Below are 26,940 nucleotides of genomic sequence, written 5' to 3'. Positions count from 1 at the left end.
CTTAGTTCAGACGCTCTTTAATACGAGCAGACTTACCAGTACGCTCACGCAGGTAGTACAGTTTAGCTTTACGTACAGCACCACGACGTTTAACAGCAATGCTGTCAACTACCGGAGAGTGAGTCTGGAAGACACGCTCAACGCCTTCGCCGTTGGAAATTTTACGAACAGTGAATGCAGAGTGCAGACCGCGGTTACGAATAGCGATAACCACGCCCTCGAATGCCTGCAGACGTTTTTTGGAACCTTCAACAACCCATACTTTCACTTCCACGGTGTCACCTGGACGGAAGGAAGGTACGTCCTGCTTCATCTGCTCTTGTTCAAGTTGCTTAATAATGTTGCTCATAATTTAATCTCTTATCCTGGGTAAACTGATATTCGGGAGCGTATTACGCATTCCCATCATGTTCATGCTGCTGTTGCGCGTGTTCTTTTTTGAACTCGGCCAGCAACTTTGCTTGCTCTTCAGTCAGAGCCAGGTTTTCCAGAAGTTCAGGTCTTCTAAGCCAGGTTCGGCCCAGCGACTGCTTCAAACGCCAGCGACGTATCTCAGCATGGTTTCCTGACAGTAACACCGCCGGTACTTCCATCCCTTCTAACACTTCAGGACGAGTATAGTGTGGACAGTCCAGCAACCCATCAGCAAAGGAATCTTCCGTTGCCGAAGCTTCATGGCCCAGTACACCCGGAATGAACCGGGCAACGGAGTCAATCAGCGTCATCGCTGGTAACTCACCACCGCTGAGTACGTAATCGCCGATAGACCATTCTTCGTCAATCTCGGTTTGAATTACGCGCTCATCTATCCCTTCGTAGCGACCACAGACCAGAATCAATTTTTGATTCGTCGCCAGTTCGCTGACGCCCGCTTGATCAAGCTTGCGTCCCTGAGGTGACAGATAAATCACCTTCGCGCCTTCACCTGCCGCGGCTTTTGCTGTGTGAATGGCGTCCCGTAAGGGTTGCACCATCATTAACATCCCCGGTCCGCCGCCGTAAGGACGATCGTCCACGGTACGGTGCCGGTCATGCGTAAAGTCACGAGGACTCCAGCTCTGGATGTTCAGCAGGCCATTCTTTACTGCCCGGCCAGTTACCCCGTAATCGGTAATCGCGCGGAACATTTCAGGAAACAGGCTAATTATGCCAATCCACATAGCGCCGTCTTTTACCGTTTATCCGGAGAATTTAAAAACCAGGATCCCAATCTACTTCAATCGTTTGAGTAGCGAGATCGACTTTCTTGATAACCTGTCCATCGAGGAACGGAACCAACCGCTCCTTGATGCCAAATGCATCTTTCAGGTTTGCCCTAATGACGAGAACGTCATTTGACCCGGTTTCCATCATGTCGATGACTTTCCCCAGGCTATAACCTTCAGTGGTGACCACCTGGCAACCCATAAGGTCTTTCCAGTAGTAGTCGCCCTCTTCCAGCTGCGGCAACTGCGACGAATCCACGATAATTTCACAATTAGTCAGTGCATTCGCGGCATCACGATCGTCAATGCCTTTCAGCTTGATGATGATGTCCTGATTGTGGTGACGCCAGCTTTCCAGCTCGACCTCTTCCCACTTACCGGCTTTCTGGATAAACCAGGGCTGGTAATTAAAAATGCTATCAGCGTCTTCAGTGGAGGAAAACACTCTGAGCCAACCACGAATACCGTAGCAAGAACCCATTTTGCCCAATACAATCGGTTCAACAGGTGCTTTATTGCTCATCATGACCACCGTGACAGATTAAGCTGCTTTGTTTGCTGCTTTGATCAGCGTAGCAACGCGATCGGAAACAGTAGCGCCCTGGCCAACCCAGTGAGCGATACGATCCAGATCCAGACGGGTTTCTTCTTCAGAACCAGAAGCGATCGGGTTGAAGAAACCAACGCGCTCAATGAAGCGACCGTTGCGTGCATTACGGCTGTCAGTAACAACAACCTGGTAGAACGGACGCTTTTTAGCGCCGTGACGTGCTAAACGAATAGTTACCATAACATCCTCTTGTGTGAATAAAACAACCGGGCCCCATCGAGGAACGGAGCCCGGGTGTCATATTAAAAGCCCGAAAATTTTACTGATTTCTGGGGAAAATGCAATCAGCAGTTAAAACTCTGCTGCAAAAGACGGTCGGGGTGCGCTTTTCGGGCACACCCCGGCATTAAAATAGCCAACAGCCAGGCGATTAACGGCCAGGGAATCCTGGCGGCATCATGCCCTTCATGCCACGCATCATCTTCGCCATGCCACCTTTCTTCATTTTCTTCATCATGCGCTGCATGTCGTCGAACTGTTTCAGAAGGCGGTTTACGTCCTGCACCTGCATGCCGCAACCGGCTGCGATACGGCGTTTGCGGGACCCTTTGATAATGTCCGGGTTAGCACGTTCCTTGAGGGTCATCGAGTTGATGATCGCCTCCATACGCACCAGCACCTTGTCATCCATCTGCGCTTTTACGTTGTCAGGGATCTGGCCCATGCCCGGCAATTTGCCCATCAGGCTTGCCATGCCGCCCATGTTTTTCATCTGACGCAGCTGCTCAAGGAAATCGGTCAGGTCAAAGCCGTCGCCTTTTTTCAGCTTGCTTGCCAGCTTCTCAGCCTGGGCGCGGTCAACCTTGCTCTCGATATCTTCGATAAGCGACAGCACGTCGCCCATGCCGAGGATACGGGAGGCGATACGGTCCGGGTGGAATGGCTCCAGCGCTTCGGTTTTCTCACCCACACCGAGGAATTTAATCGGCTTGCCGGTGATATGACGAATCGAAAGCGCCGCACCGCCGCGGGCGTCACCGTCCACTTTGGTCAGCACTACGCCGGTTAACGGCAGCGCTTCGTTAAACGCTTTCGCGGTGTTCGCCGCATCCTGACCGGTCATGGCGTCAACAACAAACAGGGTCTCTACCGGATTGATAGCGGCATGCACCTGTTTGATCTCATCCATCATCGCTTCGTCAACGTGCAGACGACCGGCGGTATCCACCAGCAGCACATCGTAGAATTTCAGCTTCGCCTCTTTCAGCGCCGCGTTAACGATGTCGACAGGCTTCTGGGCAACGTCAGACGGGAAGAAATCCACGCTGACCTGCTGCGCCAGGGTTTCCAGCTGTTTAATCGCCGCCGGGCGATAGACGTCCGCAGAAACGACCAGCACTTTTTTCTTGTGCTTTTCACGCAGGAATTTACCCAGCTTACCCACGCTGGTGGTTTTACCCGCACCCTGCAGGCCTGCCATCAGCACGACGGCCGGTGGCTGTGCCGCCAGGTTAAGCACCTGGTTCTCTTCGCCCATCGCCGAAACCAGTTCGTTACGGACGATTTTGACGAACTCCTGACCCGGGGTCAGGCTCTTGTTAACTTCATGACCAACCGCCTTCTCTTTAACGCGGTTGATAAAATCACGAACAACCGGCAACGCGACGTCTGCTTCCAGCAGCGCCATGCGCACTTCGCGCAGCGTTTCCTTGATGTTGTCTTCGGTAAGGCGTCCGCGGCCGCTGATGTTGCGCAGCGTGCGCGACAAACGATCGGTTAAATTATCAAACATTGTCTCTCGCCTGAGTAGAAACGTTGGGTCGCTGGCAGCGACACATACACAGAATTTTGCCGGAGTATAACATGAAGGCGGCTTTGTTGTTATGCAACGGTTGGAGCAGGCGTCACGTAACGTTATACTGCTTCTCTTTCTTATTAAGACAACTGTCGATGCCTATATGCCTGTTTTCGCACTGATCGCCCTTGTTGCCTACTCTGTCAGCCTCGCGCTGATCATTCCTGGACTGCTGCAAAAAAACAGCGGCTGGCGACGCATGGCTATTCTTTCGGCGGTGATCGCACTGATAAGCCATGCATTCGCGCTGGAATCGCGCATTATCCCCGGCGATGGCAGCGTACAGAACCTGAGCGTGCTCAACGTCGGCTCGCTGGTCAGCCTGATGATCTGTACGGTGATGACCATTGTCGCCTCTAAAAACCGCGGCTGGCTGCTACTGCCGATTGTGTATGCCTTCGCGCTGATTAACCTGGCCCTGGCCACGTTTATGCCCAATGAGTTTATTACGCATCTGGAAGCGACGCCGGGAATGCTGGTGCATATCGGCCTGTCACTCTTCGCTTATGCAACGCTGATTATCGCCGCGCTCTATGCCATGCAGCTCGCCTGGATTGACTATCAGCTGAAAAACAAAAAGCTGGCCTTTAACCATGAGATGCCGCCGCTGATGGTGATTGAGCGTAAGATGTTCCACATCACGCAGGTCGGTGTCGTGCTGCTGACGTTAACGCTGTGCACGGGCCTGTTTTATATGAAAAACCTGTTCAGCGTGGAGAATATCGATAAAGCGGTCCTCTCCATCATCGCGTGGTTTGTCTATATTGTCCTGTTATGGGGCCATTATCATGAAGGCTGGCGCGGTCGTCGCGTGGTCTGGTTCAACGTCGCGGGCGCGGGCATTCTCACCCTTGCCTATTTTGGCAGCCGCTTCATACAGCAATTTGCTGGCTAAGTAACAAAGGAGTTCCCCCTGGAACACATCTCTACCACCACGCTGATCATTACCCTGATCGTCATGGTGGTCATCTCCGCCTATTTCTCCGGCTCGGAAACCGGCATGATGACCTTAAACCGCTACCGGTTACGTCATCGTGCTAAACAGGGTAACCGTGCCGCCCGTCGCGTCGAAAAACTGCTGCGTCAACCGGATCGTCTGATCAGTCTGGTGCTTATCGGTAACAACCTCGTCAACATTCTTGCCTCTGCACTCGGTACCATCGTTGGGATGCGCCTGTACGGCAACGCCGGCGTCGCCATTGCCACCGGTGTGCTGACGTTTGTGGTGCTGGTGTTTGCAGAAGTGTTGCCTAAAACCATCGCCGCGCTCTACCCGGAAAAAGTGGCCTACCCCAGCAGCTTCCTGCTCGCGCCACTGCTGATCCTGATGATGCCGCTGGTCTGGTTACTGAACATGGTGACGCGTGTTCTGATGCGGATGATCGGTATCAAAGCAGACGTCACCATCAGCAGCGCGCTCAGCAAAGAAGAGCTGCGCACCATCGTGCATGAATCGCGCTCGCAGATCTCCCGGCGTAATCAGGACATGCTGCTGTCGGTACTGGATTTGGAAAAGGTCAGCGTTAACGACATCATGGTGCCGCGTAACGAGATCGTCGGCATTGATATCAATGACGACTGGAAAGCCATCGTCCGCCAGCTGACCCACTCCCCGCACGGGCGCATCGTGCTGTACCGCGACTCTCTGGACGATGCCATCAGCATGCTGCGCGTGCGCGAAGCTTATCGTCTGATGACCGAGAAAAAAGAGTTCACCAAAGAGGTGATGCTCCGCGCCGCCGACGAAATTTATTACGTGCCGGAAGGAACGCCGCTCAGCACCCAGTTGGTGAAGTTCCAGCGTAACAAGAAGAAGGTCGGCCTGGTGGTCAATGAGTACGGGGATATTCAGGGGCTGGTGACGGTTGAAGATATTCTGGAAGAGATTGTCGGGGACTTTACCACCTCAATGTCCCCTTCCCTTGCGGAAGAAGTCACCCCGCAAAACGACGGCTCGGTGCTGATCGACGGTAGCGCGAACATTCGCGAACTCAATAAAGCCTTTAACTGGCATTTACCGGAAGATGAAGCGCGCACCATAAACGGGATGATTCTGGAAGCACTGGAAGAGATCCCGGCGGCGGGCACGCGGGTGCGCATTGAGCAATACGATATTGATATCCTGGACGTGCAGGACAATATGATTAAGCAGGTGAAAGTCCTGCCGGTAAAACCGATTCGGGAAAGTATTGCTGAGTAGAGAGTAGGCCGGGTACGGCGCAAGCCGCCACCCGGCACTACAGATGGCAAATTACGCTTTCGCTTTCGCCACGGTAACCATTGCAGCACGAATGGTACGACCGTTCAGGGTATAACCTTTCTGCATCACGCCAAGCACTTTACCGGCTTCAACGTCTTCTGATTCCACCATCGCAATCGCCTGGTGCACGTTTGGATCCAGCGGAACGTTGGTATCGCCAACCACTTCCACGCCAAACTTACGTACCACATCCAGCATGGATTTCAGCGTCAGTTCGATACCTTCGATCATCGCGGTGTTGTCCGGGTTAGCTTTATCAGCCACTTCCAGTGCGCGATCCAGGCTATCAATCACCGGCAGCAGTTCGTTGATGAATTTCTCCAGCGCAAATTTATGCGCTTTCTCAACGTCCTGCTCGGTACGACGGCGCAGGTTTTCCATTTCCGCCTTGATGCGCAGAACACTGTCGCGTTCACGATTCTGTGCTTCTACCAGCTGAGCTTCCAGATTCGCAATTTTTTCATCGCGCGGGTCCACCTGCTCAGCAGATGCGTCCGGCTCTACAGCCTCAACATCATCGTGCTGTTCCGTGATAATTTCTTCAGGGGCTTGCCCCTCAGGCGTTTTCTGTTCTTTACTACTCATGAATTTCTCCGCGTTTTTCTGCATTCATATCGCTAACTTCGCTTATTATGGGGATCAGTTTCCGGGATTCAAGGGAACAAGACAGATTGTCATCATTCATCAGGCACAAGGACCTCCAGAAAATGAATAATCATTTCAGGTGTATTGGGATCGTCGGGCATCCGCGTCACCCTACCGCATTGACGACACATGAAATGTTGTATCGCTGGCTGTGTAGCAAAGGCTATGAAGTGATGGTCGAACAGCAGATTGCCCAGGAGCTGCAGCTGAAGAGCGTCAAAACCGGCACGCTGGCGGAAATTGGCCAGCAGGCGGATCTCGCCGTGGTGGTCGGTGGCGACGGCAATATGCTCGGCGCGGCCCGAACGCTCGCGCGTTATGACATCAAGGTCATCGGTATCAACCGCGGCAATCTCGGCTTTCTGACCGACCTCGATCCGGACAACGCCCAGCAGCAGCTGGCCGACGTGCTGGAAGGTCATTATATCAGCGAAAAACGCTTTTTGCTGGAAGCGCAGGTGTGTCAGCAGGACTGCCAGAAGCGCATCAGCACCGCGATTAATGAAGTGGTGCTCCATCCCGGCAAAGTGGCGCACATGATTGAGTTCGAAGTCTATATCGACGAAATCTTCGCCTTCTCTCAGCGTTCTGACGGGCTGATTATCTCCACGCCGACAGGGTCGACTGCCTACTCGCTCTCTGCGGGTGGTCCGATCCTCACCCCTTCACTGGATGCCATCACCCTGGTACCGATGTTCCCGCACACGCTCTCCGCGCGTCCGCTGGTGATCAACAGCAGCAGCACCATTCGTCTGCGTTTCTCGCACCGCCGTAACGATCTGGAGATCAGCTGCGACAGCCAGATTGCGCTGCCTATTCAGGAAGGTGAAGATGTTCTCATTCGTCGGTGTGATTACCACCTGAATCTTATTCACCCGAAAGATTACAGCTATTTCAATACATTAAGCTCGAAGCTTGGCTGGTCAAAAAAATTGTTCTGATTTTGCATCCAGTACTTTACTGTATATAAAACCAGTTTATACTGTATGAAAACACAGTCATGGTTTTTCATACAGGAAAACAATTATGCTGGCGCAACTGACCATCAACAACTTTGCCATAGTTCGTGAGCTTGAGATCGATTTCCACAGCGGCATGACGGCGATCACCGGGGAAACCGGTGCGGGTAAATCCATTGCCATAGATGCCCTCGGCTTGTGCCTCGGCGGCCGTGCAGAAGGTGACATGGTGCGCAGGGGCGCAAACCGTGCCGATCTCTGCGCTCGCTTCTCCCTGAAAGATACCCCTGCTGCCCTGCGCTGGCTCGAAGAGAACCAGCTGGAAGACGGACGTGAGTGTTTACTTCGTCGCGTTATCAGCAGCGATGGTCGTTCCCGCGGCTTTATCAACGGCACTGCAGTCCCGCTTTCCCAGCTTCGCGAGCTCGGCCAGTTACTCATTCAGATCCACGGCCAGCACGCGCACCAGCAACTCATTAAACCGGAGCAGCAGAAAGCGCTGCTTGATGGCTATGCTGGTGAGTACGCACTTACTCAGCGCATGGCGGAGCACTATCGCCAGTGGCATCAAAGCTGCCGTGAGCTTGCCCAACACCAGCAGCAAAGCCAGGAGCGTGCCGCCCGTGCTGAGCTTCTGGAATACCAGCTTAAAGAACTCAATGAATTTAGCCCGCAGGTGGGTGAATTTGAGCTTATCGACGAAGAGTACAAGCGCCTGGCTAACAGCGGTCACCTGCTCTCAACCAGCCAGAATGCCCTTAACATGCTGGCTGACGGTGAAGACGTGAACCTGCAGAGCCAGCTGTATAATGTTCGTCAGCTCATCACCGAGCTGGCCGGCATGGACAGCAAACTCTCTGGCGTACTGGATATGCTGGAAGAGGCCGCGATTCAGATTTCAGAAGCCAGTGACGAACTGCGCCACTACTGTGAACGTCTGGATCTCGACCCGAACCGTCTGTTTGAGCTGGAGCAACGCATCTCCCGTCAGATCTCGCTGGCGCGTAAGCACCACGTTACGCCAGAAGAGCTGCCTGGCTATTATCAGTCCCTGCTTGATGAACAACAGCAGCTTGACGATCAGGCTGACTCGCTGGAAACCCTGTCACTGGCGGTGAACCTGCACCATGAACAGGCGCTGACGACGGCGAAACAGCTGCATGAGATCCGTCAACATTACGCCCAGGAACTGAGTCAGCACATCACCGACAGCATGCACACGCTGGCGATGCCGCACGGCGTATTCACCATCGATGTCCGTTTCGAAGAGAACCATCTGACGGCGGAAGGTGCGGACCGTATCGAATTCCGCGTCACTACCAACCCGGGGCAGCCGTTGCAGCCCATCTCTAAAGTGGCTTCCGGCGGTGAACTGTCGCGTATCGCGCTGGCGATTCAGGTAATTACCGCACGTAAAATGGAAACCCCGGCGCTGATTTTCGATGAAGTGGACGTGGGGATCAGCGGCCCTACGGCGGCGGTCGTCGGCAAACTGTTGCGCCAGTTGGGTGAATCAACGCAGGTCATGTGTGTTACCCACCTGCCGCAGGTGGCCGGGTGTGGTCATCATCACTTTATCGTCAGCAAAGAAACTGACGGTGAAATGACGGAAACGCACATGAAGCCACTGGATAAACGCGCACGTCTGCAGGAGCTGGCACGCCTGCTGGGCGGCAGTGAAGTCACGCGAAATACGCTCGCGAACGCGAAAGAACTGCTGGCGGCATAAACTTTTTCGGGATCTCAGGGTCATAGAGAACAACAAAAACGCCGCCAGACCGGTTTCAAAGTGGGGCAAGGTCTATTATCATCGGCATATAACATATGAGCCGCGTTCTGCTCGGGCCCGAAAAGGAATCAAATCACTATGCGTTGTAAAATGCTGACCGCTGCCGCAGCGGTTCTTCTGATGTTGACCGCAGGCTGTTCCACTCTGGAGAAAGTGGTTTACCGTCCTGACATCAACCAGGGGAACTACCTTACCCCTAACGATGTGTCCAAAATCCGTGTGGGGATGACACAACAGCAGGTCGCTTATGCACTTGGAACCCCAATGATGTCCGATCCGTTCGGCACAAACACCTGGTTCTATGTATTCCGTCAGCAGCCGGGCCATGAAGACGCGTCCCAGCAGACCCTGACGCTGACCTTCAGCAGCGCCGGTGTGTTGACCAACATCGACAACAAGCCTGCCCTGACCAAATAATCAGGTGTCAGAGATGCAAAAAGGTGCTCAATGAGCACCTTTTTTGTATTCCTTCATCCCCCTCGCCCCTTTGAGATCAGGCTTAAGGTGAAGAGCAAACTACTTACCCGATTTCTCCGCACGCTGGCGACGCAGCTCTTTCGGGTCGGCAATCAGCGGGCGATAAATTTCGACCCTGTCACCCTCATTCACCACATCAGCCAGTTTGACCGGACGGCTGTAAATGCCGACTTTATTTTTCGCCAGGTCGATGTCACGACGAAGCTCAAGGATGCCAGAAGCGCGAATAGCCGCCTCAACGGTCGCACCTTCTTCCAGCATCACACGCTGCAGATATTGCTTCTCCGGCAGCGCATACACCACCTCGACAGCTATCTTATGCGACACTGTAAACCTCTTTGGCGCGGGTCGTGAACGCCTGAACCATATTCGAGGCCAGCTCTTTAAAGATGCGGCCAAACGCCAGCTCAATCAGTTTATTGGTAAACTCAAAGTCCAGCTGGAACTCGATGCGACAGGCATCAGCGCTGAGGGGGGTAAACTTCCAGCCACCCATCAGGGTTTTAAACGGACCATCTACCAGATGCATCAAAATACTCTGATTGCTCGTCAGCGTATTGCGGGTGGTGAACGTCTTGCTGATCCCCGCTTTGGAGACATCGACCGCCGCCGTCATCTGCGTCGGGCCAGACTCCAGCACTCGGCTCCCGGTACATCCCGGAATAAATTCTGGATAAGACTGAACGTCGTTCACTAACTGATACATTTGTTCCGCGCTGTATGGAACAAGCGCAGTACGGCTAATCTGAGGCATAGCATTTCCCATGGTCACACAACCGACAAATAATAACATTTATCACCTGTTAAAAAAACGCTAAGCCTCATCTCGTGCTAATATAGCGCGTTAGACCTCACAGGACGCAATGAGGTGACTTTTTGAAATCAGATTACCGATGGCTTTACGATACTTATGACGAAGAAAAAAGCACATAAACCAGGCTCGGCGACCATTGCGCTCAACAAGCGTGCTCGCCACGAGTATTTTATTGAAGAAGAATTCGAAGCTGGCCTTGCATTGCAGGGCTGGGAAGTAAAATCGCTGCGCGCCGGGAAAGCCAACATCGGTGATAGCTACGTGATCCTGAAAGATGGCGAAGCCTTCCTGTTCGGTGCCAACTTCACGCCGCTGACCGTCGCCTCGTCACACTACGTGTGTGACCCAACGCGTACCCGTAAGCTGCTGCTGAACAAGCGCGAACTGGAGTCCCTTTATGGGCGCATTAACCGTGAAGGCTTCACCGTGGTTGCCCTGTCTCTGTACTGGAAAAATGCCTGGTGCAAAGTGAAAGTTGGCGTCGCGAAGGGTAAAAAACAGCACGACAAACGTACCGATCTGAAAGAGCGCGAATGGCAGCTCGACAAAGCACGTATTATGAAAAACGCAGGACGTTGATTCTGCGCACTTATTGTACTATTCAATAAGTTAGCGTTCCGGGCTGGTATCCAGGATCTAAAATCTGGTATACTCAGTTCAACACTATTGGGGCTGATTCTGGATTCGACGGGATTTGCGAAACCCAAGGTGCATGCCGAGGGGCGGTTTGCCTCGTAAAAAGCCGCAAAAAAATAGTCGCAAACGACGAAAACTACGCTTTAGCAGCTTAATAACCTGCTCTGAGCCCTCTCTCCCTAGCTTCCGCTCTTAAGACGGGGATTCAAGAGAGGTCAAACCCAAAAGAGATCGCGTGGAAGCCCTGCCTGGGGTTGAAGCGTTAAAACTAATCAGGCTAGTACGTTAGTGGCGTGTTTGTTCGCAGCTGGCGTGCGAATGTAAAGACAAACTAAGCATGTAGTACCGAGGATGTAGAAATTTCGGACGCGGGTTCAACTCCCGCCAGCTCCACCAATTTTTGATATATTGAAGTTCAGTGAAGTCTATCAAGCCCGCATGGAACCAGCCTTGCGGGCTTTTTTACGTCTATAGTAGTCTACCGAGAATTGCTAGAATCTACTCGTTATGGCACCCTTTTTGGGACCCAACACAAAGGGTCCAAAACATGAGGGTCCCAAACATGGCAAAAATCGCTAAGAAGCTCACTGACACTGAAATCAAAAGCACCAAACCTGCCGAGAAAGAGGTTAACCTTTTTGACGGCGATGGTTTGCTCCTGCGAATCGCCCCCTTAGCGAAGGGAGGAAAGAAAAATTGGTATTTCAGATATGCAGTGCCTGTGACCAAAAAGCGAACTAAGGTGAGCTTAGGAACCTATCCTCACCTTACACTTGCGAAGGCACGAGCTTTACGTGATGAGTACTTGTCGTTGCTTGCAAATGGTATAGACCCACAAGTTCATAACACCCACAAAGCCAATGCCCTTAAGGATGCAACGGAACATACATTTCAAGCAGTAGCCAAGAAGTGGCTTGATGAGAAAGTCAAAACGTCAGGCATCTCCCAGGATCATGCTAACGACATCTGGCGAAGCCTAGAGAGAAATATCTTTCCAACGTTGGGTGATACCCCCATTAAGGAGATTCGCCCTAAAATGCTTAAACAGCATTTAGACCCCATAGAAAAACGAGGTGTCCTTGAAACACTTCGCCGCGTCATATCCCGCCTGAATGAAATTTTCCGCTATGCAGCAACAGAAGAACTCATAGAATTCAATCCGGCTGACAACCTGGGGCAACGGTTCAGCAAGCCAAAAAAACAGAATATGCCAGCATTACCCCCTTCCGAACTCCCCCGCTTCCTGGTTGCTCTAAACAATGCTTCTATCCGTTTAGAAACAAGGCTACTGATTGAGTGGCAACTTCTCACATGGGTTCGCCCTGGTGAAGCTGTTCGCACAAGATGGTCAGATATTGATATAGAAACCAGCATGTGGAACATCCCGGCGGAGTTTATGAAAATGAAGAAGCCTCACAAAGTTCCACTGAGCAAAGAATCTTTGCGAGTCTTGGATTCAATGAAAGCCATCAGCGGGCATAGAGAGTGGGTTTTTCCCAGTATCAAAGCTCCACTCAATCACATGCATGAACAAACAGCTAATGCGGCTATAATCCGTATGGGCTTCGGAGGTGAGCTTGTAGCTCATGGTATGCGATCAATCGCTAGAACGGCGGCTGAGGAGTGTGGCAAGTTTAGAACTGATGTCTTAGAAGCCGCCCTTGCCCACTCGAAAAAAGATGAAATAATTGCAGCCTACAATCGTGCAGAGTATCTCACAGAACGTGTGGTTCTCATGCAATGGTGGAGTGACTATGTTTCGTCTCAAAAATACAAAGTTATTGCCGCATAACTCTTCCATGATGGGTTAACTATCTTGATTTATTTGAAGAATTAATGATCACACCATTAACCTATGTGGACTAAGCATAGCCATTTACAAATGGGTACCTTGAGGCCACATAACGAAAGCTGTCGGTCATATCAGCTAAATAATTCACATCTCTTCTCGATTATCATACACCTCGAAGAACTACCAAATTCGCTCTAATCAATGATAAAACAGTTGAATTCGGTTAAAATTTGATCAATTTTATCCTCTACATTGTATTGAATCATCCATGAGGTTTTGTGCATGGCTAGCGGAAATGAAAAAAATCATAGAGTTAGGGTCGCACAGTACTTGAGGATGTCTACCGACCATCAGCAATATTCTTTACATAATCAGTCTGAATATATCAAAGATTATGCTGAAAAGAACAATATGGAAATCGCTTATACCTACGATGATGCAGGTAAGAGCGGAGTCAGTATCGTAGGCAGGCATTCTTTGCAGCAGTTACTTAGCGATGTAGAACAAAAGAAAATAGATATACAGGCTGTATTATTTTATGATGTGAGCCGTTTTGGTCGTTTTCAAAATAGTGATGAAGCTGCATATTATTCCTTTCTATTTGAAAGAAATGGTGTAGATCTTATATATTGTTCCGAACCTATACCCACTAAAGATTTCCCTTTAGAGTCCTCTGTTATACTGAATATAAAAAGATCAAGTGCTGCATATCACAGCAGGAATCTATCTGAAAAGGTATTTATAGGGCAAGTAAATTTAATAAAGCTTGGTTATCATCAAGGCGGTATGGCTGGTTATGGGCTGAGACGTCTTTTAGTAGACGAAAATGGCATAGCTAAAGAAATATTGAATTTCCGCAAAAGAAAGAGTATTCAAACAGATAGGGTAATATTAATTCCGGGACCAAAAAATGAAATAAAAATTGTAAATAGAATCTATGATCTCTTTATAGATAGTAACGTCCCAGAATTCATTATTGCTGAGAGATTAAATGAACAGAGCATACCTGCAGAAAATGGAACATCATGGACTCGTGCAAAAATACATCAAATTTTGACAAATGAAAAATATATTGGAAACAACATATATAACAAAACCTCATCTAAACTAAAAAGTAAGCTTGTAAAAAACCCCAAACATGAATGGATTAGATGTGACAAGGCATATAAACCAATTATTTCAAAGAAAAAATATAATAAAGCTCAAGAAATAATTCAGCTCCGATCCATTCATTTGACTAATGAAGATCTATTAGAAAAGCTAAAAGAAAAATTAGAATCTAATGGAAAACTATCAGGCTTTATCATTGATGAAGATGATACAGGCCCTTCATCTTCTGTTTATAGAACCCGATTTGGTGGTCTTTTAAGAGCATATACTTTGATTGGTTATAAGCCAGAACATGATTACAGCTATCTCCAAATAAATGAAGCACTAAGATCATTTTACTCAGAGATAATTGAGGATTTTAAGGGCGAAATATTAAAAAGTAACTGTCATATAGACGAGTATAAATATTACCCAATGCTTTACATCAATGATGAGTTTTTAATTTCCGTCCTTGTTACTAAATGCATACATATGAAATCAGGTAAACTTAGATGGAAAGTCCGGTTTGATAACTCACAGAAAGCAGACATAACAATTGTTATACGAATGAATTCACAAAATATTTCACCTCTTGATTTTTATATCATACCAAAGATTGAAAACGAATATAGTAAAATGTGTATGATGGAAACAAACAACATTCGGTTAGATCTCTATAGATTTGATAATCTTGATAAATTTCTACAAATTATTACTCGCATGAAAGTGAGGGAACTATATGCTGCCTGAAAAAAATGAATTCCCAATAATTCAAATTGAGATTGCAAAAATAAAATTTCTTAACCCACGAACAAGAAATAAGGTAGTGCATGAAGAAATAAAGGAAAGCATAAAAAAAAGAGGATTAAGCAAGCCTATAAGCGTAAGAGCTATTGATGAAGACGATTTCAAATATGCTTTAATTTGTGGTCAAGGGAGAATAGAGGCTCTTGTTGCATTAGGTGAAACTATTATTCCAGCAATTATAAGAGATGTATCAGAAGAAGATGCTTACGTTATGAGTTTAGTTGAAAACATTGCAAGGAGAAGACCACGTTCTAATGAGTTATTACAGGTGATTAAAGACATGAAAATCAGAGGACTTTCAGACTCCGAAATAAGTGAGATTACTGGATATTCATCGAACTGGGTGAGCAGTATTAATATGCTTCTTGATAAGGGAGAGCATAAACTTCTCTCAGCAGTCGAACGGGGTAATTTGCCTCTGTATCTCGCAGTGCAATTTGCAAGATGTGAAACTGAGGAAGCACAAGATATTCTTACCGAAGCATATGATAAAAAATTAATAAAAAGTCGGGACATTATAAAGATAAAATACATTCTAAATCAAAGAACAGTTGGGAATAAAGGTGCAAAAGCAGCCGGATTTTATTATCACAAACCATCAAAAAGGATGACTGCAGAGGAGTTGATTGAGCTTTATGAAAATAGTATCGCTGAACATAAATCTGTTTATAACAACTCGAAATTTATAAAAACCAATCTACTAATAATAAATGAGATTTTTAACATCATAATGATGAATAAAAGCTTTCAAAATATACTTGAACAAGAGAATCTTTCAGAACTACCATCTCAGATATTAAACCCAGTAAACAAAGAGGTATCAAAATGATTCAGATACGTTTTGGCAAAAATTTTATTTACCTGGAAACTAATAAGTTAATTCCATCTAAGGAATTATTAGAAAACGTAAAGCGAAGCCATAAATATCATCAAATAGTTACCTCTATCGAAAGCTTGGGTATTATTGAACCAATAATAGTATTCTATGACAAAGATAAAGATGTCACTAAGATACTTGATGGCCATTTAAGGGTTGAGGCTTTAAAAGACTTAGATATAGAAAAAGCTCCATGTATACTTTCGAGCATAGATGATGCTTTCACTCCTAACAAACAAGTGAATCATATAAATGTAGTTGAAGAACATAGAATGATAATTAAGTCTCTGGCAAAAGTATCAATTGAAAAACTTAGTGCTGCTTTGGGCATATCTGTTGATGCCATAAAAGATAAAGCTAATGTGATGAACGGCATAGATCCAAGTGTAATTGCGAAACTTTCTGATAAACCTATACCTAAGGCTACATTTGACGTTTTGAGGAAAATGAAGCCAATTCGTCAAATTGAAGCAGTCGGTACAATGATTAATTTTGATAATTATAGTAAAAAATTTGCAATGAGCATCTTGGATGCAACACCGTCATCGATGATAGTAAATAAAGGGAAAAACACTCCCTATAAAAAGGACATAAAAAAAACCATACTTCGTCTGGAACAAGAAATGGCAACAACTTCGGAAGAAACGAAAAAACTTCAAACCGAGTATGGTTCAGATATGTTGAAATTCGTTATAATCCAGTCATATATTAATAAATTACTTGGCAACTCTAAAGTTCTTCATTGGTTCTTAGAAAACGAGGTTGATTATCTTAATGAGTTAAAAAGAATTTCTAGAATAAATTCTTTGGATGATAAGACTCTTACTGAAAACAGCCAGTCATAGTCATGGTTTTATATAGCCTAAATAAACCAAGAAGTATACTTACACAACGACCTTCACGCCGAAGAAGCTGTCAGATACGCCAGCAACCAAAGCATTGCGTTTAAGAGTCAGTCATTGATACGAAGGGATAACTGCGTATCAGCAGCCGGACATTGAGTCGAATAAAGGCTGGTAGAGAGGGACAGTTCTGTGTCACCGGGAGATTAGTCAGAAACATCAGCGGCAGAACAGATGAACCAGCAATTGGTAGTGTACAGAAAACTCTCCAGTATATAATTATTCAACTTAACACTAAAAAAAATCACATAGTTAATATCATAATTTTTCTTTGGTCTACTTATGCGAGAGATATTGTGGCTTCAACCTGGTATTAGGAGTCGTTTCAGATAAAAGATGTTCTTCGATTCGACTGGACTTGGTAATAGCAATAAGTAATCGTGAATATTGAAGGACGAAAGGCTACTTCAAAACAAAGTAACCTTTCCAATATTCCCATATATGGGACAAGTGGCACATTAACTGCACATAGTGCAGGATACATATGACATAAAACTTTTTATTTATGGCATACATTAAAAATAACTTTTATTTTACGAATGTCAATAGGCTCTTGCTTAATACTTTTAAAATAATTAATTGATTTTTTATTATAGCTTCGCTTGTACAAGCGAAGATCCTATTGTTCTTGAATGAATAATGCCAATTATAAAAGAAGCAAGGGCTAACCCTACGAAGCCGCTGCGCTTGTTTCTTTGGGTTCCCCTTGCTTTTCTTCCCTTCGGTTAGAAAAGAAAATCCAGCCCAGTTTATCAACTATCTACAGTATTCCCACTAAAGAGTAACCGCCACTTTATACTCCGTTTGTGAGCTGAGGCTACTGTAGCATTTTTGGGTTTAAATTTTCTATCATTACCAGTTGTTGTGTCGGGATAAAAATATTTTCTCGCATCCAACCATAAAGATATCAGATTTGCTATCATCATCACTTCACATAATGAAACTTTTTAAGTAGGCCTAAAATACAAGGCCTACTTAATAGCCGGAGATAGTTATTATTTAGATGCTAAAATAGTATTTTTATTGAATTTTTCATCAGCATCTGTAAGCTTTTTCATTATTAAAGCAGGGGCTATATCCTGAAGCTCCGTAGATTTTATGAAAAAATAATTACAAAGGTAAATTATATTATTAAGATTAATTGGTATATCAATATTATAATCTAACATTAACGATAACAAACGATCTCTGTCAATTCTATAAAACTTTTTACCAAGCTCTTTCTCATTAATTATTGAAATTATCTTTTCATCAAGCTTATCGTCCATTCTCAATCTTAATTTATTTCTTAGCATAGCGGACCATGCGCTTGACTTATAATTTCTATATGCTAAATCCTCAAATAACTTCATTATTCCCCAATCAGATGTTTCCAAAGAGGCGTAAATTCCATTCAGCGCGCGACTAAGGTCATTATGCTCAACCCAATCCTCTTTGCACTTATAGCGTAGATCATGCTCAACTTCATGCCATCCTTCAGATAAAATAGTTCTAAATTGGACTTCAAAAGTAGTATCAATATAAGAATATTTCTTTAATAAGACACTATCATTTGATAATACTTCTGGTAACTTAAAGACGTAATTGCATCGAGTTGCCGCAAAGAGATTAGCCGTGGTTTCGTCTACGGTTTTAGATTCAATTTCGAATAATTTCTCCAGTGTTTTTTGAGCAATAAATAAATCATCAGGAAAATATAATATTATCCTAACCCCAAATAAGTCTTGAATTTTTTTACCATCCTCTGAGTATTTATTAGGCTCTTTTTCATATTTCTTAATTATTGAGCTTTCTGATTTTGTCCTCGAAAAAAAACGATAAAGTAATCCAATACGATTAAGTTCATCTTCTATATCTTTTTGCAAACTTTGAATAATTCGCAATTCATTCCCGTTATACATCAGAAATTCCTCCCAAGAATTGCTTTAATCTCTGATATTCTTGCCATGTTAAGTTCAAGGAACGAACGCTTGTCTGGCGTAAGTAAAAGACCGTCTTTCCTCAATTTATCTAAAGAATGGAGTATTTCACTTAACTGAAATTGATTGTTGTTAGAACATAAGCCTTTTATAGGCCGATGCTTATGATAGCTAACACTCCCTCTGGGACAGAACTTCTCTAAGATGTAAATATCACAATCTGTAATATCGTGATCATTTTCACTGTTTATCTCGACAGATTTTTTATTAATAGCATCATTGTCACATTCACATCCCAAAAAATAAATATCTTCCCTACCACTTAATTCGTTAAAACTACAATCTATAAAAGAACAGTTCACGAATGTAACGTTTTTATAATTACCACAGGTAAATATGCTGCTAAAAAACGAACAATCAACAAAGATAGTATCATGTATTATATTTATATCGCCTAAAGAAAGTTTTGATATAGACAATTGCTCAACACTATCATTTTTTAAATCTAATGGAACTTTTCCTATAAGCAAATGACTATAAAGGATTTTATCATTACCTGACATAAAATATAAAGCAAACTCTAAGCTATGCCAAAGTAATTCTTTTTCATCATCGATCCTCGGCATATAAGATTGCACTGCTGGTTCTATAAAACGTTTATCACCAATCCATTCATTTGACTTATCATTAATAATATTTTCAGAAACAAAATTACCAAGAACAAATTCATTAACAAATCCAATACCTTGGTTTTCTGAGCCTGACCGATCTAATAGAGCATGCGATGCTAATTTATTAACTAATTCGTCAGTAGTTGGTCTTTCATCTACAGTATAAAGCTTTCTTGTAGCCTCCAAGAGTTGTTGATTCTTTTCAGTTATGACTAACGATATATACTCTCTAGACTCAGATGTGTAGTTACCCTCGACCATGTCGTCAGCTATTATTTTTAGTATAGTATATTGATCTTCAATAGACATTAATAAATCTTGTCTTTTTCTTTCTCGCTCAAGCATTGAATCAAAATACTTCCTCACTATAGTTGTTGGGTCGCTTATAACTTTATTAAAGTCGGTGTCGTCGATGCATCTTAGAAATGATAGCAGTACAGGGTTTGATAATTTGTTAAGAGGAAATCCTGTCGATGAAATTTCATCTAAACGTTGACCTGGAAGCCAGTCTTCAATTTGTGGTTCATGAATTCTTATTCTTATCACATCAAAATCTTCTTGATGTGATGCTATCCACTGATGGAATTCATCTCCGTCAAATATAGCTGTTCTTCGAGTTGTCAAAACCACTTTTGCACTATCAGTTAGAAGCTCACTTATTGTTTCCAGCATTGGCTCTGTTTTTTCATAATTATTTTCAATTCCGTTTGTACTTTCATGCAATAGTTCATCAAACCCGTCAAGTATAACTGGTACATTTCCTGCTCTTATTTCATTCCTTACTAAGGCTGAGCTTAACAAAGGAAAACTTCTATCAATTTCATCTAATAGTACATACCTGAATATTTTTGCTTGCCTATTCCTTGATAGTTCTGAAAATAATGGTATTTTCCCTATATTGTTAACTATAATCTCCCTCAATAATTCATACGCCGTGCAAGTCTTTCCAAAACCGGCTGCAGCCTCAATCAAAAACAGAATTGGACGCCTATGTTGTATTCTCTCTAATATTTCCGTAACAACATTAGCTTCGCCAATAACACCATTTAAGTAATATTTTGAATTTATGTAGGAATAAGTTGCAGTAGGTGAGTGAATTTTTACAATTGAATCTGTGAAAGTATTATAATCTTTAATCAACCTTTCTTTAGTTGAATCGACGCTAAAGAAGCCATTAAATAATTCCTTATGTGCTTCTTCATAAGACTGATATTTTTTAATTTGACATGCATAACCTAACTGCCTATATTCTTCAAAGGTTTGATTTACATTAACCTCATTATTTAGTGGAAGTATGTCCGCGTTATGGTAGTGCCCTGTTTTAATAGAATATACAGCAATACTTTCGTTACCTGTATTTTCTTCAGTAAAACCAAACCTTTTATATATCTCTGTAAGTTTGCTTTTTCGTAACATTAAACTCACCTCCTGATATTTTTCGCAATGATGCTATAGTCGCTGTATGAACTTTTAATATAATATTACAAAAACCATCTACATAGCTACCGCCTAAGCAATAATAGCTATGTAGAGATTATCTGTAAGAGAACAGTTCAACGGTTACGTGCACGTTATGACATCGTTCTAACTTCATGGGGTGCTCAGTAACAGAACTTTTAAGCCATTCTTGCTCGCTGAACATGCAGTCATACCTATCACAAGCAGTACAACCATTACTTAGCAGACCTCTGCTTCTTGTTCCAAAAGGAACGTAAACCAGATGTTAGAGTTAACAAAACTGAAAGCCACTGCCCCCCAAATCTCCAAGTCAAACATTAGAGACTTTAAGTGAGCTCAGCCCAGATTATGCATTCTAATCAATTTCCAAATAATCAATCGGGCTAAGCCGTGGTGGTCATCGCGCCAATCCCCATAATGAAGGATACATCTTGGCTGTATCATCTTCCTTACAGCTGCGTTTCAACATGTGCTGAACAACACTCAAGTTAATGTAAATGAGCCAGTGAATACAACATCTGTTTCAAATCACTTTGAAGTTTTCTTCACTTAATGTGTACGCCAAAATTATCCGGATAAACATAGAGTAACGGTCGACCGGGATTACAATCAACCAGTTTCATCTCTAGTAAGCGATATTCTTAAGGCGGCAGCGGAATGTTCTGACAACCCCACTGAGGCGGTGCTACAGAATCTTATCGAAGCCAAACATCAGCTACGTTTCCCTAGATGTTAAAATCAGTAGTCGCAGGGCCAATGCTAATGATCCACACATTGACCGTGAAGGGGCCTTTCAGGTGGGTACGACTGCATTCCAAGTGACCACCGCACCTATGGAGAAATTGATTTCACACTGTATCAAAATCAAACGCGCAGGCTACAGGCCGGTCATCCTAACTCTTGAAAGCAAGGTCATTGCAGCACGCCAGCTGGCTGATAACGTTGGTATGTCTGAACTGATAGCCATCCAGGCAGCTGAAACTTTCATTGGTAACAATATTGAAGAGATTGCTATTTATGACGGCGATAAAATCCGTGAGAGTCTCGCAAGATTGATACATCTCTTATGATTGATGAGCCTCTTGGATCGTTAACTTACTGACCGACTCCTGAAATACATAGAGCTCAGTAAGCTTAACGAGTCGCTTTTTTCCACCATACCTAAGCCCCAAAACTAAAGCACTACGGCTTGATTGGGCTGGCGTAAGTCTGCACACCGAGCCTTTTGCACTATAAATTTCTCAGAATATATAACCAATATGTCAGTAAAGGTTTAAAGTGAATGATTCGTTTTGGCAGGATACTTACGATTATCACAACACTATCACATATTGTGTCTCACACACAAAGTTGAAAATCAAAACAGAAGTAAAAGATATAATATTCCCCTGCTAAAATACGATTCACTTCAAACATTTAATATTAATGGGATATATTTCCCCCTAAGCAATGGGGAAAAACGCCCATCAATCAACCATGAAATAAAAATAGCACTTTTTGCAAACTATGAATTTATTTATATAAAACATCACATTAAATTAGTTTATTCAAAAGAAAACGCTTGCTTATTTTTTATTATTAAAAATAAATTTGATTTTTATTTATTTGATAATATACATTCATTTCATCAAAATAATAAAGGAGAATAAAAATGAAAAAACAAAACTATTCAACCCTGACAAGTTACCTATCTAAAACAAAAAAGAATACAGATCTCTACCGTCTGTATAACCCTCACTTTTCAATATTCTGTAAAAATAGCATTGAAGATCATGTTTTTTATCTTAATTATTTTTCCAGACATATGGTGACGGAAAGAAATATTCTGACCATATTTGCTATCCATACCTTTTTCTCTTATAGCATGGAAAAAAAAGACACCATAAAAGCTTTTACCCGTTTTCTTAAAGAGGAGAATCACGATACTTTCTATCAGTCATTTTCTTTTCGTGGCTGCAATATCATTTATACAAACAAAAAAGGCGAAGTGAAAGAGATCTCATGGTTTTCTTTTTCACGGATCTATGACGAGATCATTAAGATAAAAGAATATGAATACAACAATAATACCTGGCACAAAACGACCGCTTAAAAAGGAGAACGCCCATGAGTAACTATACAGAAGATAATTTATTTGACAGCAAAACTAAAAAAGACGTCCAGAATTGCATTGCTGCAGGCATTGACATTAACACACTTAATGAACACGGTGAAAACGCCCTTTTCGGTTGCGACAGTATCGGGGCTTTAAAAGCCATGATTGAAGCAGGCATAGCGCTGAACCATACAGATTGTTATGGTAATAATGCCCTGTTTAGCAGAAAAAGCCCACGTGCAGTGAGGCTATTGATAAAGTCAGGTATTAACGTTCACCACAAAAATAATAAAGGCCAGTCCTGTCTTCACTGGCAGCGCTACGCCATAGATTGTGCGGAACTCCTCATAAACGCGGGCATTGATATCCACAGCACAGATAACGAAGGACAAACGCTTCTTTATGACCTCCTCGATCATGACGTCTTTGATTACTGGGTAAATAAAGGGTGTGACATAAACCACAGAGATTATGGTGGCAAAGCGGTGCTGGATCTTCCGACTGACAACGAGTGGTGGATATATGATTTCAGTATTAATGCCCTCAAACGCCATGTTGATAGAATAGACAGCACGCCAGTATTATTTAAACATGTTTCAACTGAGGCTTTGCCTCTAATTGCTTTGCTTCATGAAAAAGGGCGTAATATCCTTATCGCTGAACACTGTTCCTTCGCATTATATGTCAAAAACATGAAGTACTTCTTTACCTCACTGAAAAAATATACCGATATCAGTCATGTTCAGTTTTATAATTGTTATCATGATAAACATATTGGTATCTACACCGGCATAGAAAGTGTGAAATGGTTCATTCGAAATGGTATCCGAATGGACGACGATATACTCAGACAGCGTTCTGACTCCGATAAGATTTTTTCTTATATCGCAGCAAGAGAGAAAAAAGACCTGTTAAAAGAAATGAAGCCAGAGATCCCCCGTTCATCTGTACGAAAAAGACTCTAAAACTCTGGAGTAAACAACCCTTTTCTTAGTCTGCAAGGATTCATTTAATGACCATTAATCTGATATGTCCTCGTGGGTATACTATTTGTCAAATGGTATACCTTTTTTAATCCAGATAATTAAATTATTTATCCCGTAACAACTTGACTTATTCATTTCATCGGTTATCTGTAGTAATAAACATGAAATAAAAGGATAACTATGAACAGTGACATGAGTAATGATGATGATATAACCAGAGTATCAAAACGCGGTAAATTCCATACTGACAAATTTCCTGAGAATGAAATACGACATCACTGCATCAGTGTCAGATTAAATGAAGAAGAATTAATTATTCTCGACAGTAAAAGAGGTCAGTATAAAAAAGGAGAATGGCTCAGGATGGCTTCCCTGAATAAACTCCCGCCGGTTCTGCCAGAAATCAATCGTGAAGCATGGATAAAACTTGGCAGCCTTTCACAGGATTTAAACTACCTGTTGAGTCATCTCGACAGCAAAAGCCCTGACAGCGAACTGACCCGTACAGAACTCTTCGCCCTGCGCAGACAAATCAAAACTCTCAGGGATCACCTTATTCCCTCAACATTTCTGGAGTCAGACCCATGAAAGGCATGCAGAAAATAAAAAGGGGTAAACAATTCACAGGTGTGGTTATTTATAGCCTGAAGTCAGGTTCTCACCACAAAATCACGCCTTATGTCATCGGTGGCAACATGACGGGTAGCACTGCTGCTGAGCTTATAAGTGAATTTGAAGGCACCCGACTGCTGCGTCCCGATGTCGCCAAACCTGTCTGGCATAATTCACTTCGCCTGCCAAAGGGTGAGAAACTGTCAAACAGACAGTGGGCAGCATTCGCTGACGATTATATGGCCCGAATGGGCTTCACTGACACCCATCTTCGCTGCTATATCATGCACGATGATCCGGATGGGCAGCATATTCATATCATTGCAAGTCGTATTAACATGGTCGGTGGAAAACTGTACCTGGGGAAAAATGAAAATCTTATCGGCACACGGATTATCAGTGAGCTGGAGAGAGTACACGGCCTCACCGAAACTACGGGTGTAACCGGCAGTAGCCGCCAGGATAAAAGGAAGCCTTCCCGTAATGAACTGATGATGGCAGAACGCACAGCAGCTCCCTGCCCTAAGTCACTGTTGCAGGCCCTGCTCGACAATGCATTAACACACCATCCCGATTTACTAACCTTTGTTCGCTTACTGGAACAGGAAGGAGTGACCTGCAAACCCAATATCGCCACTACGGGTAAAATGAGTGGATTTTCATTTCAATACCAGGGTATTGCCTTTAAAGCATCTCAGTTGGGTAAAAAATATGGCTGGTCTTCCCTGCAAGCACTGATTGATTTTACGCCTGAGCATCTGAGTTTACTGAAAGAAGCCCAGAGGCCAATAGAACCTACAACCGCGCCAGTGCCAGTGCCAGTGCCAGTGCCAGTGCCAGTGCCAGTGCCATCATGCGAGTCTGAAGAGCAGGCTGCAAACCGGGAAACGATTCTGGAGAAAATCCATCAGCTTGAAGAAAAAATTCGTCTGGAAAGACAACAGGAGACAGTGGGTATCATCCAGCTCAGGAGCAATCTGCACAATACAGCTCGTCAGATACCCCGCCAGCGTCGTCTGTATTCATGGCTTGTATTGCTCGTCCATATTGTGGCACTTCTCAGGCGCAGAGGCATGTCTCTGTTACATGCCACTGCACATCCTTTCCACCAAATCCTCCACCTACATATTCTGACACCCTGTCATCCCATGACAACAAATACCAATAAAGAACAATCATTTAAAAACAACAACCATCCTGCACCATAAGTTAGCTAGTCCATACTTTAGTGATAGTCAATAAGATATCGATCGTTTTTATAGATCGATAATCTAGTTATAATAGATATAACCTATCGCCTGAGATCCATCGATCGGTACAAGCAATTTTACTAAAGCAGTTCATTCATCGAAAATGTTCAAAAATACATCACCTTAAATCAGGCTACGGAGTCATGATGGATAATAAAACGATTAGCTGCCCTTTCTGCTTTACACAAAGCCCACACGGTGTGCGGGTTTGCAAAGGTTGCCATGCAAAAGTGGCCTATGGTGAAAGTCCACTCAGTGTGGCATTCCTGTTTCAATTCGTGGCATTAGCTCTCGCCTGGTTAGTGTTTTCATTGACCGGCAGCACTCCTGCCTCAGTCATTACGTTTTTTGCCAGCGTCATTATTCTTATCTGCATTATTAAAAAGAAATATGCAGACAGAGTTGTTTTTATAAGATGATATTAATTTCACACCACCGCAAACATAAAAAATTAATATGAGAAAACTTATGAACAGATTCATGATTTCTGTGTTTTTTATTTCTTCTTTACTTATTTCTGGCTGTTCAACATCAGGCAACCAGCATCTAAAAAAAGAAACATCACAAAGTCTGCAGTCGAAAATCATCAAAAATAAAACAACGAAATCAGAAATCATTACCGCATTCGGTCAGCCCGAAACCAAAACTACACTTGATAGTGGCAATGAACAATGGACTTATTCGATGGACAACAATCAGTTTGATGCCACCACATTCATTCCCGTGATTGGACTGCTGACCGGGGGTTCACAGACGCAGGCCAAAACGCTGGAAATCGAATTTAAAGGCGAAACCGTCAGCAAGTGGACGTTCTCTGAAAACAACAGCAAGATGAAAACCGGCCTTTTTCAATAACGTACTCTACCGTCTGGGATTATTTTATGAAAACATATGCATTTACCACACTCATTGCGTCCATTTTTTTGCTGACCGGCTGCACCAGTGAACCGTCTGAGCAGGATATTTACACTGCGATGAATAAGGTCGTGGAGCAGACGAATGCCATCGTTAAATCCATAGCGAGAAACGATATCACGCCTGACATGCTGCGGAAGTTAAAATCAGTCAAAAAACACGACTGCGAAAAACTATCGGATAAAAGCTATAAATGCAATGTAACAGCTGTTGTCGATAACGAAAAACGCACAGCGGCTGTCAAGCTGGTCAAAACAGATGATGGCTGGCAGGTCGTTGATAAGTAAGACCACAATAAAATAATCCCGCCAGGCAGGACACCAAATCGGTGGATCCTGCCTTTTTAATGCCCGGTAATATCTTGCGGGAAACGACTG

Annotated in this window: 28 protein-coding genes, 1 other RNA gene and 1 pseudogene; 20 read left to right on the top strand and 10 right to left on the bottom strand. The window is 44.1% G+C overall.

Annotation, left to right across the window (positions count from 1 at the left end; genetic code table 11):
* Position 1 precedes the first annotated feature (1 nt).
* From rplS to ffh, 5 genes are all read right to left on the bottom strand, one after another.
* Positions 2 to 349: a 50S ribosomal protein L19 gene (gene rplS / locus AAIR21_RS18960; RefSeq protein WP_002914145.1), complete on the bottom strand. Its 348-nt coding sequence runs from the start codon at positions 347 to 349 to the stop codon at positions 2 to 4.
* A gap of 43 nt (positions 350 to 392) precedes the next feature.
* Positions 393 to 1,160, bottom strand: a complete 768-nt coding sequence (gene trmD / locus AAIR21_RS18955; RefSeq protein WP_014171247.1) for a tRNA (guanosine(37)-N1)-methyltransferase TrmD — start codon at positions 1,158 to 1,160, stop codon at positions 393 to 395.
* A gap of 31 nt (positions 1,161 to 1,191) precedes the next feature.
* On the bottom strand, positions 1,192 to 1,731 hold the full coding sequence (rimM, locus tag AAIR21_RS18950) for a ribosome maturation factor RimM (RefSeq protein ID WP_032670210.1): 540 nt from the start codon (positions 1,729 to 1,731) through the stop codon (positions 1,192 to 1,194).
* 15 nt (positions 1,732 to 1,746) lie between these two features.
* Positions 1,747 to 1,995 carry a 30S ribosomal protein S16 gene (gene rpsP, locus AAIR21_RS18945; RefSeq protein WP_014171249.1) on the bottom strand — a complete coding sequence of 83 codons (249 nt, stop codon included), beginning with the start codon at positions 1,993 to 1,995 and terminating at the stop codon, positions 1,747 to 1,749.
* 190 nt (positions 1,996 to 2,185) lie between these two features.
* Positions 2,186 to 3,547, bottom strand: a complete 1,362-nt coding sequence (ffh, locus tag AAIR21_RS18940) for a signal recognition particle protein (RefSeq protein WP_014171250.1) — start codon at positions 3,545 to 3,547, stop codon at positions 2,186 to 2,188.
* 166 nt (positions 3,548 to 3,713) lie between these two features.
* On the opposite strand from ffh, the gene AAIR21_RS18935 reads away from it, so the two are divergent.
* On the top strand, positions 3,714 to 4,505 hold the full coding sequence (locus AAIR21_RS18935; protein WP_003863130.1) for a cytochrome C assembly family protein: 792 nt from the start codon (positions 3,714 to 3,716) through the stop codon (positions 4,503 to 4,505).
* An 18-nt stretch (positions 4,506 to 4,523) separates the two neighbouring features.
* Entirely contained in the window at positions 4,524 to 5,810 is a 1,287-nt protein-coding gene (locus tag AAIR21_RS18930; RefSeq protein WP_032670206.1) for an HlyC/CorC family transporter, read from the top strand.
* A 51-nt stretch (positions 5,811 to 5,861) separates the two neighbouring features.
* On the opposite strand, the gene grpE is transcribed toward AAIR21_RS18930, so the two are convergent.
* Positions 5,862 to 6,455 carry a nucleotide exchange factor GrpE gene (grpE, locus tag AAIR21_RS18925; RefSeq protein ID WP_020883911.1) on the bottom strand — a complete coding sequence of 198 codons (594 nt, stop codon included), beginning with the start codon at positions 6,453 to 6,455 and terminating at the stop codon, positions 5,862 to 5,864.
* A gap of 122 nt (positions 6,456 to 6,577) precedes the next feature.
* On the opposite strand from grpE, the gene nadK reads away from it, so the two are divergent.
* The 3 genes from nadK (at position 6,578) to bamE (ending at position 9,680) form a co-directional block, all read left to right on the top strand.
* A complete protein-coding gene (gene nadK / locus AAIR21_RS18920) occupies positions 6,578 to 7,456 on the top strand; it encodes an NAD(+) kinase (RefSeq protein ID WP_020883909.1) in 879 nt (292 codons plus the stop codon).
* 85 nt (positions 7,457 to 7,541) lie between these two features.
* Positions 7,542 to 9,203, top strand: a complete 1,662-nt coding sequence (recN, locus tag AAIR21_RS18915) for a DNA repair protein RecN (RefSeq protein ID WP_150344238.1) — start codon at positions 7,542 to 7,544, stop codon at positions 9,201 to 9,203.
* Between the two features lie 138 nt (positions 9,204 to 9,341).
* Positions 9,342 to 9,680 (top strand): outer membrane protein assembly factor BamE, encoded by a 339-nt coding sequence (bamE, locus tag AAIR21_RS18910; RefSeq protein ID WP_014171256.1) that lies wholly within the window; start codon positions 9,342 to 9,344, stop codon positions 9,678 to 9,680.
* 99 nt (positions 9,681 to 9,779) lie between these two features.
* Here the strand turns inward: bamE and AAIR21_RS18905 are convergent, their stop codons facing one another.
* Together AAIR21_RS18905 and AAIR21_RS18900 are read right to left on the bottom strand one after the other, a co-directional pair.
* Complete coding sequence (locus AAIR21_RS18905) at positions 9,780 to 10,067, bottom strand: RnfH family protein (protein WP_032680464.1); 288 nt, start codon at positions 10,065 to 10,067, stop codon at positions 9,780 to 9,782.
* Positions 10,057 to 10,494 (bottom strand): type II toxin-antitoxin system RatA family toxin, encoded by a 438-nt coding sequence (locus AAIR21_RS18900; RefSeq protein WP_024908332.1) that lies wholly within the window; start codon positions 10,492 to 10,494, stop codon positions 10,057 to 10,059. The genes AAIR21_RS18905 and AAIR21_RS18900 overlap by 11 nt, the downstream gene beginning before the upstream one ends.
* A gap of 156 nt (positions 10,495 to 10,650) precedes the next feature.
* On the opposite strand from AAIR21_RS18900, the gene smpB reads away from it, so the two are divergent.
* From smpB to AAIR21_RS18870, 6 genes are all read left to right on the top strand, one after another.
* On the top strand, positions 10,651 to 11,133 hold the full coding sequence (gene smpB, locus AAIR21_RS18895; protein ID WP_008502505.1) for an SsrA-binding protein SmpB: 483 nt from the start codon (positions 10,651 to 10,653) through the stop codon (positions 11,131 to 11,133).
* 89 nt (positions 11,134 to 11,222) lie between these two features.
* Positions 11,223 to 11,586: a transfer-messenger RNA gene (gene ssrA / locus AAIR21_RS18890) on the top strand.
* A gap of 166 nt (positions 11,587 to 11,752) precedes the next feature.
* Positions 11,753 to 12,982 (top strand): integrase domain-containing protein, encoded by a 1,230-nt coding sequence (locus AAIR21_RS18885; protein ID WP_001384082.1) that lies wholly within the window; start codon positions 11,753 to 11,755, stop codon positions 12,980 to 12,982.
* 282 nt (positions 12,983 to 13,264) lie between these two features.
* Positions 13,265 to 14,821: a recombinase family protein gene (locus AAIR21_RS18880; protein ID WP_000146253.1), complete on the top strand. Its 1,557-nt coding sequence runs from the start codon at positions 13,265 to 13,267 to the stop codon at positions 14,819 to 14,821.
* A complete protein-coding gene (locus tag AAIR21_RS18875) occupies positions 14,811 to 15,707 on the top strand; it encodes a ParB/RepB/Spo0J family partition protein (protein WP_000936463.1) in 897 nt (298 codons plus the stop codon). The genes AAIR21_RS18880 and AAIR21_RS18875 overlap by 11 nt, the downstream gene beginning before the upstream one ends.
* Positions 15,704 to 16,600 (top strand): ParB/RepB/Spo0J family partition protein, encoded by an 897-nt coding sequence (locus tag AAIR21_RS18870; RefSeq protein ID WP_000614786.1) that lies wholly within the window; start codon positions 15,704 to 15,706, stop codon positions 16,598 to 16,600. The genes AAIR21_RS18875 and AAIR21_RS18870 overlap by 4 nt, the downstream gene beginning before the upstream one ends.
* A 1,052-nt stretch (positions 16,601 to 17,652) precedes the next feature.
* Here the strand turns inward: AAIR21_RS18870 and AAIR21_RS18865 are convergent.
* Both AAIR21_RS18865 and AAIR21_RS18860 read right to left on the bottom strand, forming a co-directional pair.
* Positions 17,653 to 18,558: a RelA/SpoT domain-containing protein gene (locus AAIR21_RS18865; RefSeq protein WP_000282312.1), complete on the bottom strand. Its 906-nt coding sequence runs from the start codon at positions 18,556 to 18,558 to the stop codon at positions 17,653 to 17,655.
* Positions 18,558 to 20,663, bottom strand: a complete 2,106-nt coding sequence (locus tag AAIR21_RS18860) for an NACHT domain-containing protein (protein ID WP_000944877.1) — start codon at positions 20,661 to 20,663, stop codon at positions 18,558 to 18,560. Before AAIR21_RS18860 ends, AAIR21_RS18865 begins: the two co-directional genes overlap by 1 nt.
* Before the next feature lie 655 nt (positions 20,664 to 21,318).
* Here AAIR21_RS18860 and AAIR21_RS18855 point away from each other — a divergent pair.
* From AAIR21_RS18855 to AAIR21_RS18815, 9 genes and pseudogenes are all read left to right on the top strand, one after another.
* Positions 21,319 to 21,441: pseudogene (locus AAIR21_RS18855) on the top strand (DUF4928 family protein); the annotation flags it as partial.
* The gene (locus tag AAIR21_RS18850) at positions 21,398 to 21,775 is read left to right on the top strand and encodes a DUF4928 family protein (protein WP_306308318.1); all 378 of its coding nucleotides are present in this window, start codon (positions 21,398 to 21,400) and stop codon (positions 21,773 to 21,775) included. The pseudogene AAIR21_RS18855 and the gene AAIR21_RS18850, both read left to right, overlap by 44 nt.
* 581 nt (positions 21,776 to 22,356) lie before the next feature.
* Entirely contained in the window at positions 22,357 to 22,797 is a 441-nt protein-coding gene (locus AAIR21_RS18845; RefSeq protein WP_000744627.1) for a hypothetical protein, read from the top strand.
* 14 nt (positions 22,798 to 22,811) lie between these two features.
* Entirely contained in the window at positions 22,812 to 23,765 is a 954-nt protein-coding gene (locus AAIR21_RS18840; protein ID WP_000074023.1) for an ankyrin repeat domain-containing protein, read from the top strand.
* Between the two features lie 201 nt (positions 23,766 to 23,966).
* Positions 23,967 to 24,374 carry a hypothetical protein gene (locus tag AAIR21_RS18835; RefSeq protein WP_001374085.1) on the top strand — a complete coding sequence of 136 codons (408 nt, stop codon included), beginning with the start codon at positions 23,967 to 23,969 and terminating at the stop codon, positions 24,372 to 24,374.
* The gene (locus AAIR21_RS18830; protein WP_000677822.1) at positions 24,371 to 25,606 is read left to right on the top strand and encodes a relaxase/mobilization nuclease domain-containing protein; all 1,236 of its coding nucleotides are present in this window, start codon (positions 24,371 to 24,373) and stop codon (positions 25,604 to 25,606) included. Before AAIR21_RS18835 ends, AAIR21_RS18830 begins: the two co-directional genes overlap by 4 nt.
* Before the next feature lie 188 nt (positions 25,607 to 25,794).
* The gene (locus AAIR21_RS18825; RefSeq protein ID WP_000369203.1) at positions 25,795 to 26,067 is read left to right on the top strand and encodes a hypothetical protein; all 273 of its coding nucleotides are present in this window, start codon (positions 25,795 to 25,797) and stop codon (positions 26,065 to 26,067) included.
* Between the two features lie 49 nt (positions 26,068 to 26,116).
* The gene (locus AAIR21_RS18820; RefSeq protein WP_001079017.1) at positions 26,117 to 26,503 is read left to right on the top strand and encodes a hypothetical protein; all 387 of its coding nucleotides are present in this window, start codon (positions 26,117 to 26,119) and stop codon (positions 26,501 to 26,503) included.
* Between the two features lie 26 nt (positions 26,504 to 26,529).
* Positions 26,530 to 26,850 (top strand): hypothetical protein, encoded by a 321-nt coding sequence (locus tag AAIR21_RS18815; protein WP_000860556.1) that lies wholly within the window; start codon positions 26,530 to 26,532, stop codon positions 26,848 to 26,850.
* Positions 26,851 to 26,940: the final 90 nt, after the last annotated feature.

Origin of the sequence: Enterobacter sp. PTB (assembly GCF_051130085.1) — a bacterium.
GTDB lineage: Bacteria > Pseudomonadota > Gammaproteobacteria > Enterobacterales > Enterobacteriaceae > Enterobacter > Enterobacter ludwigii.
This window is presented reverse-complemented; position numbering and strand designations above follow the sequence as displayed.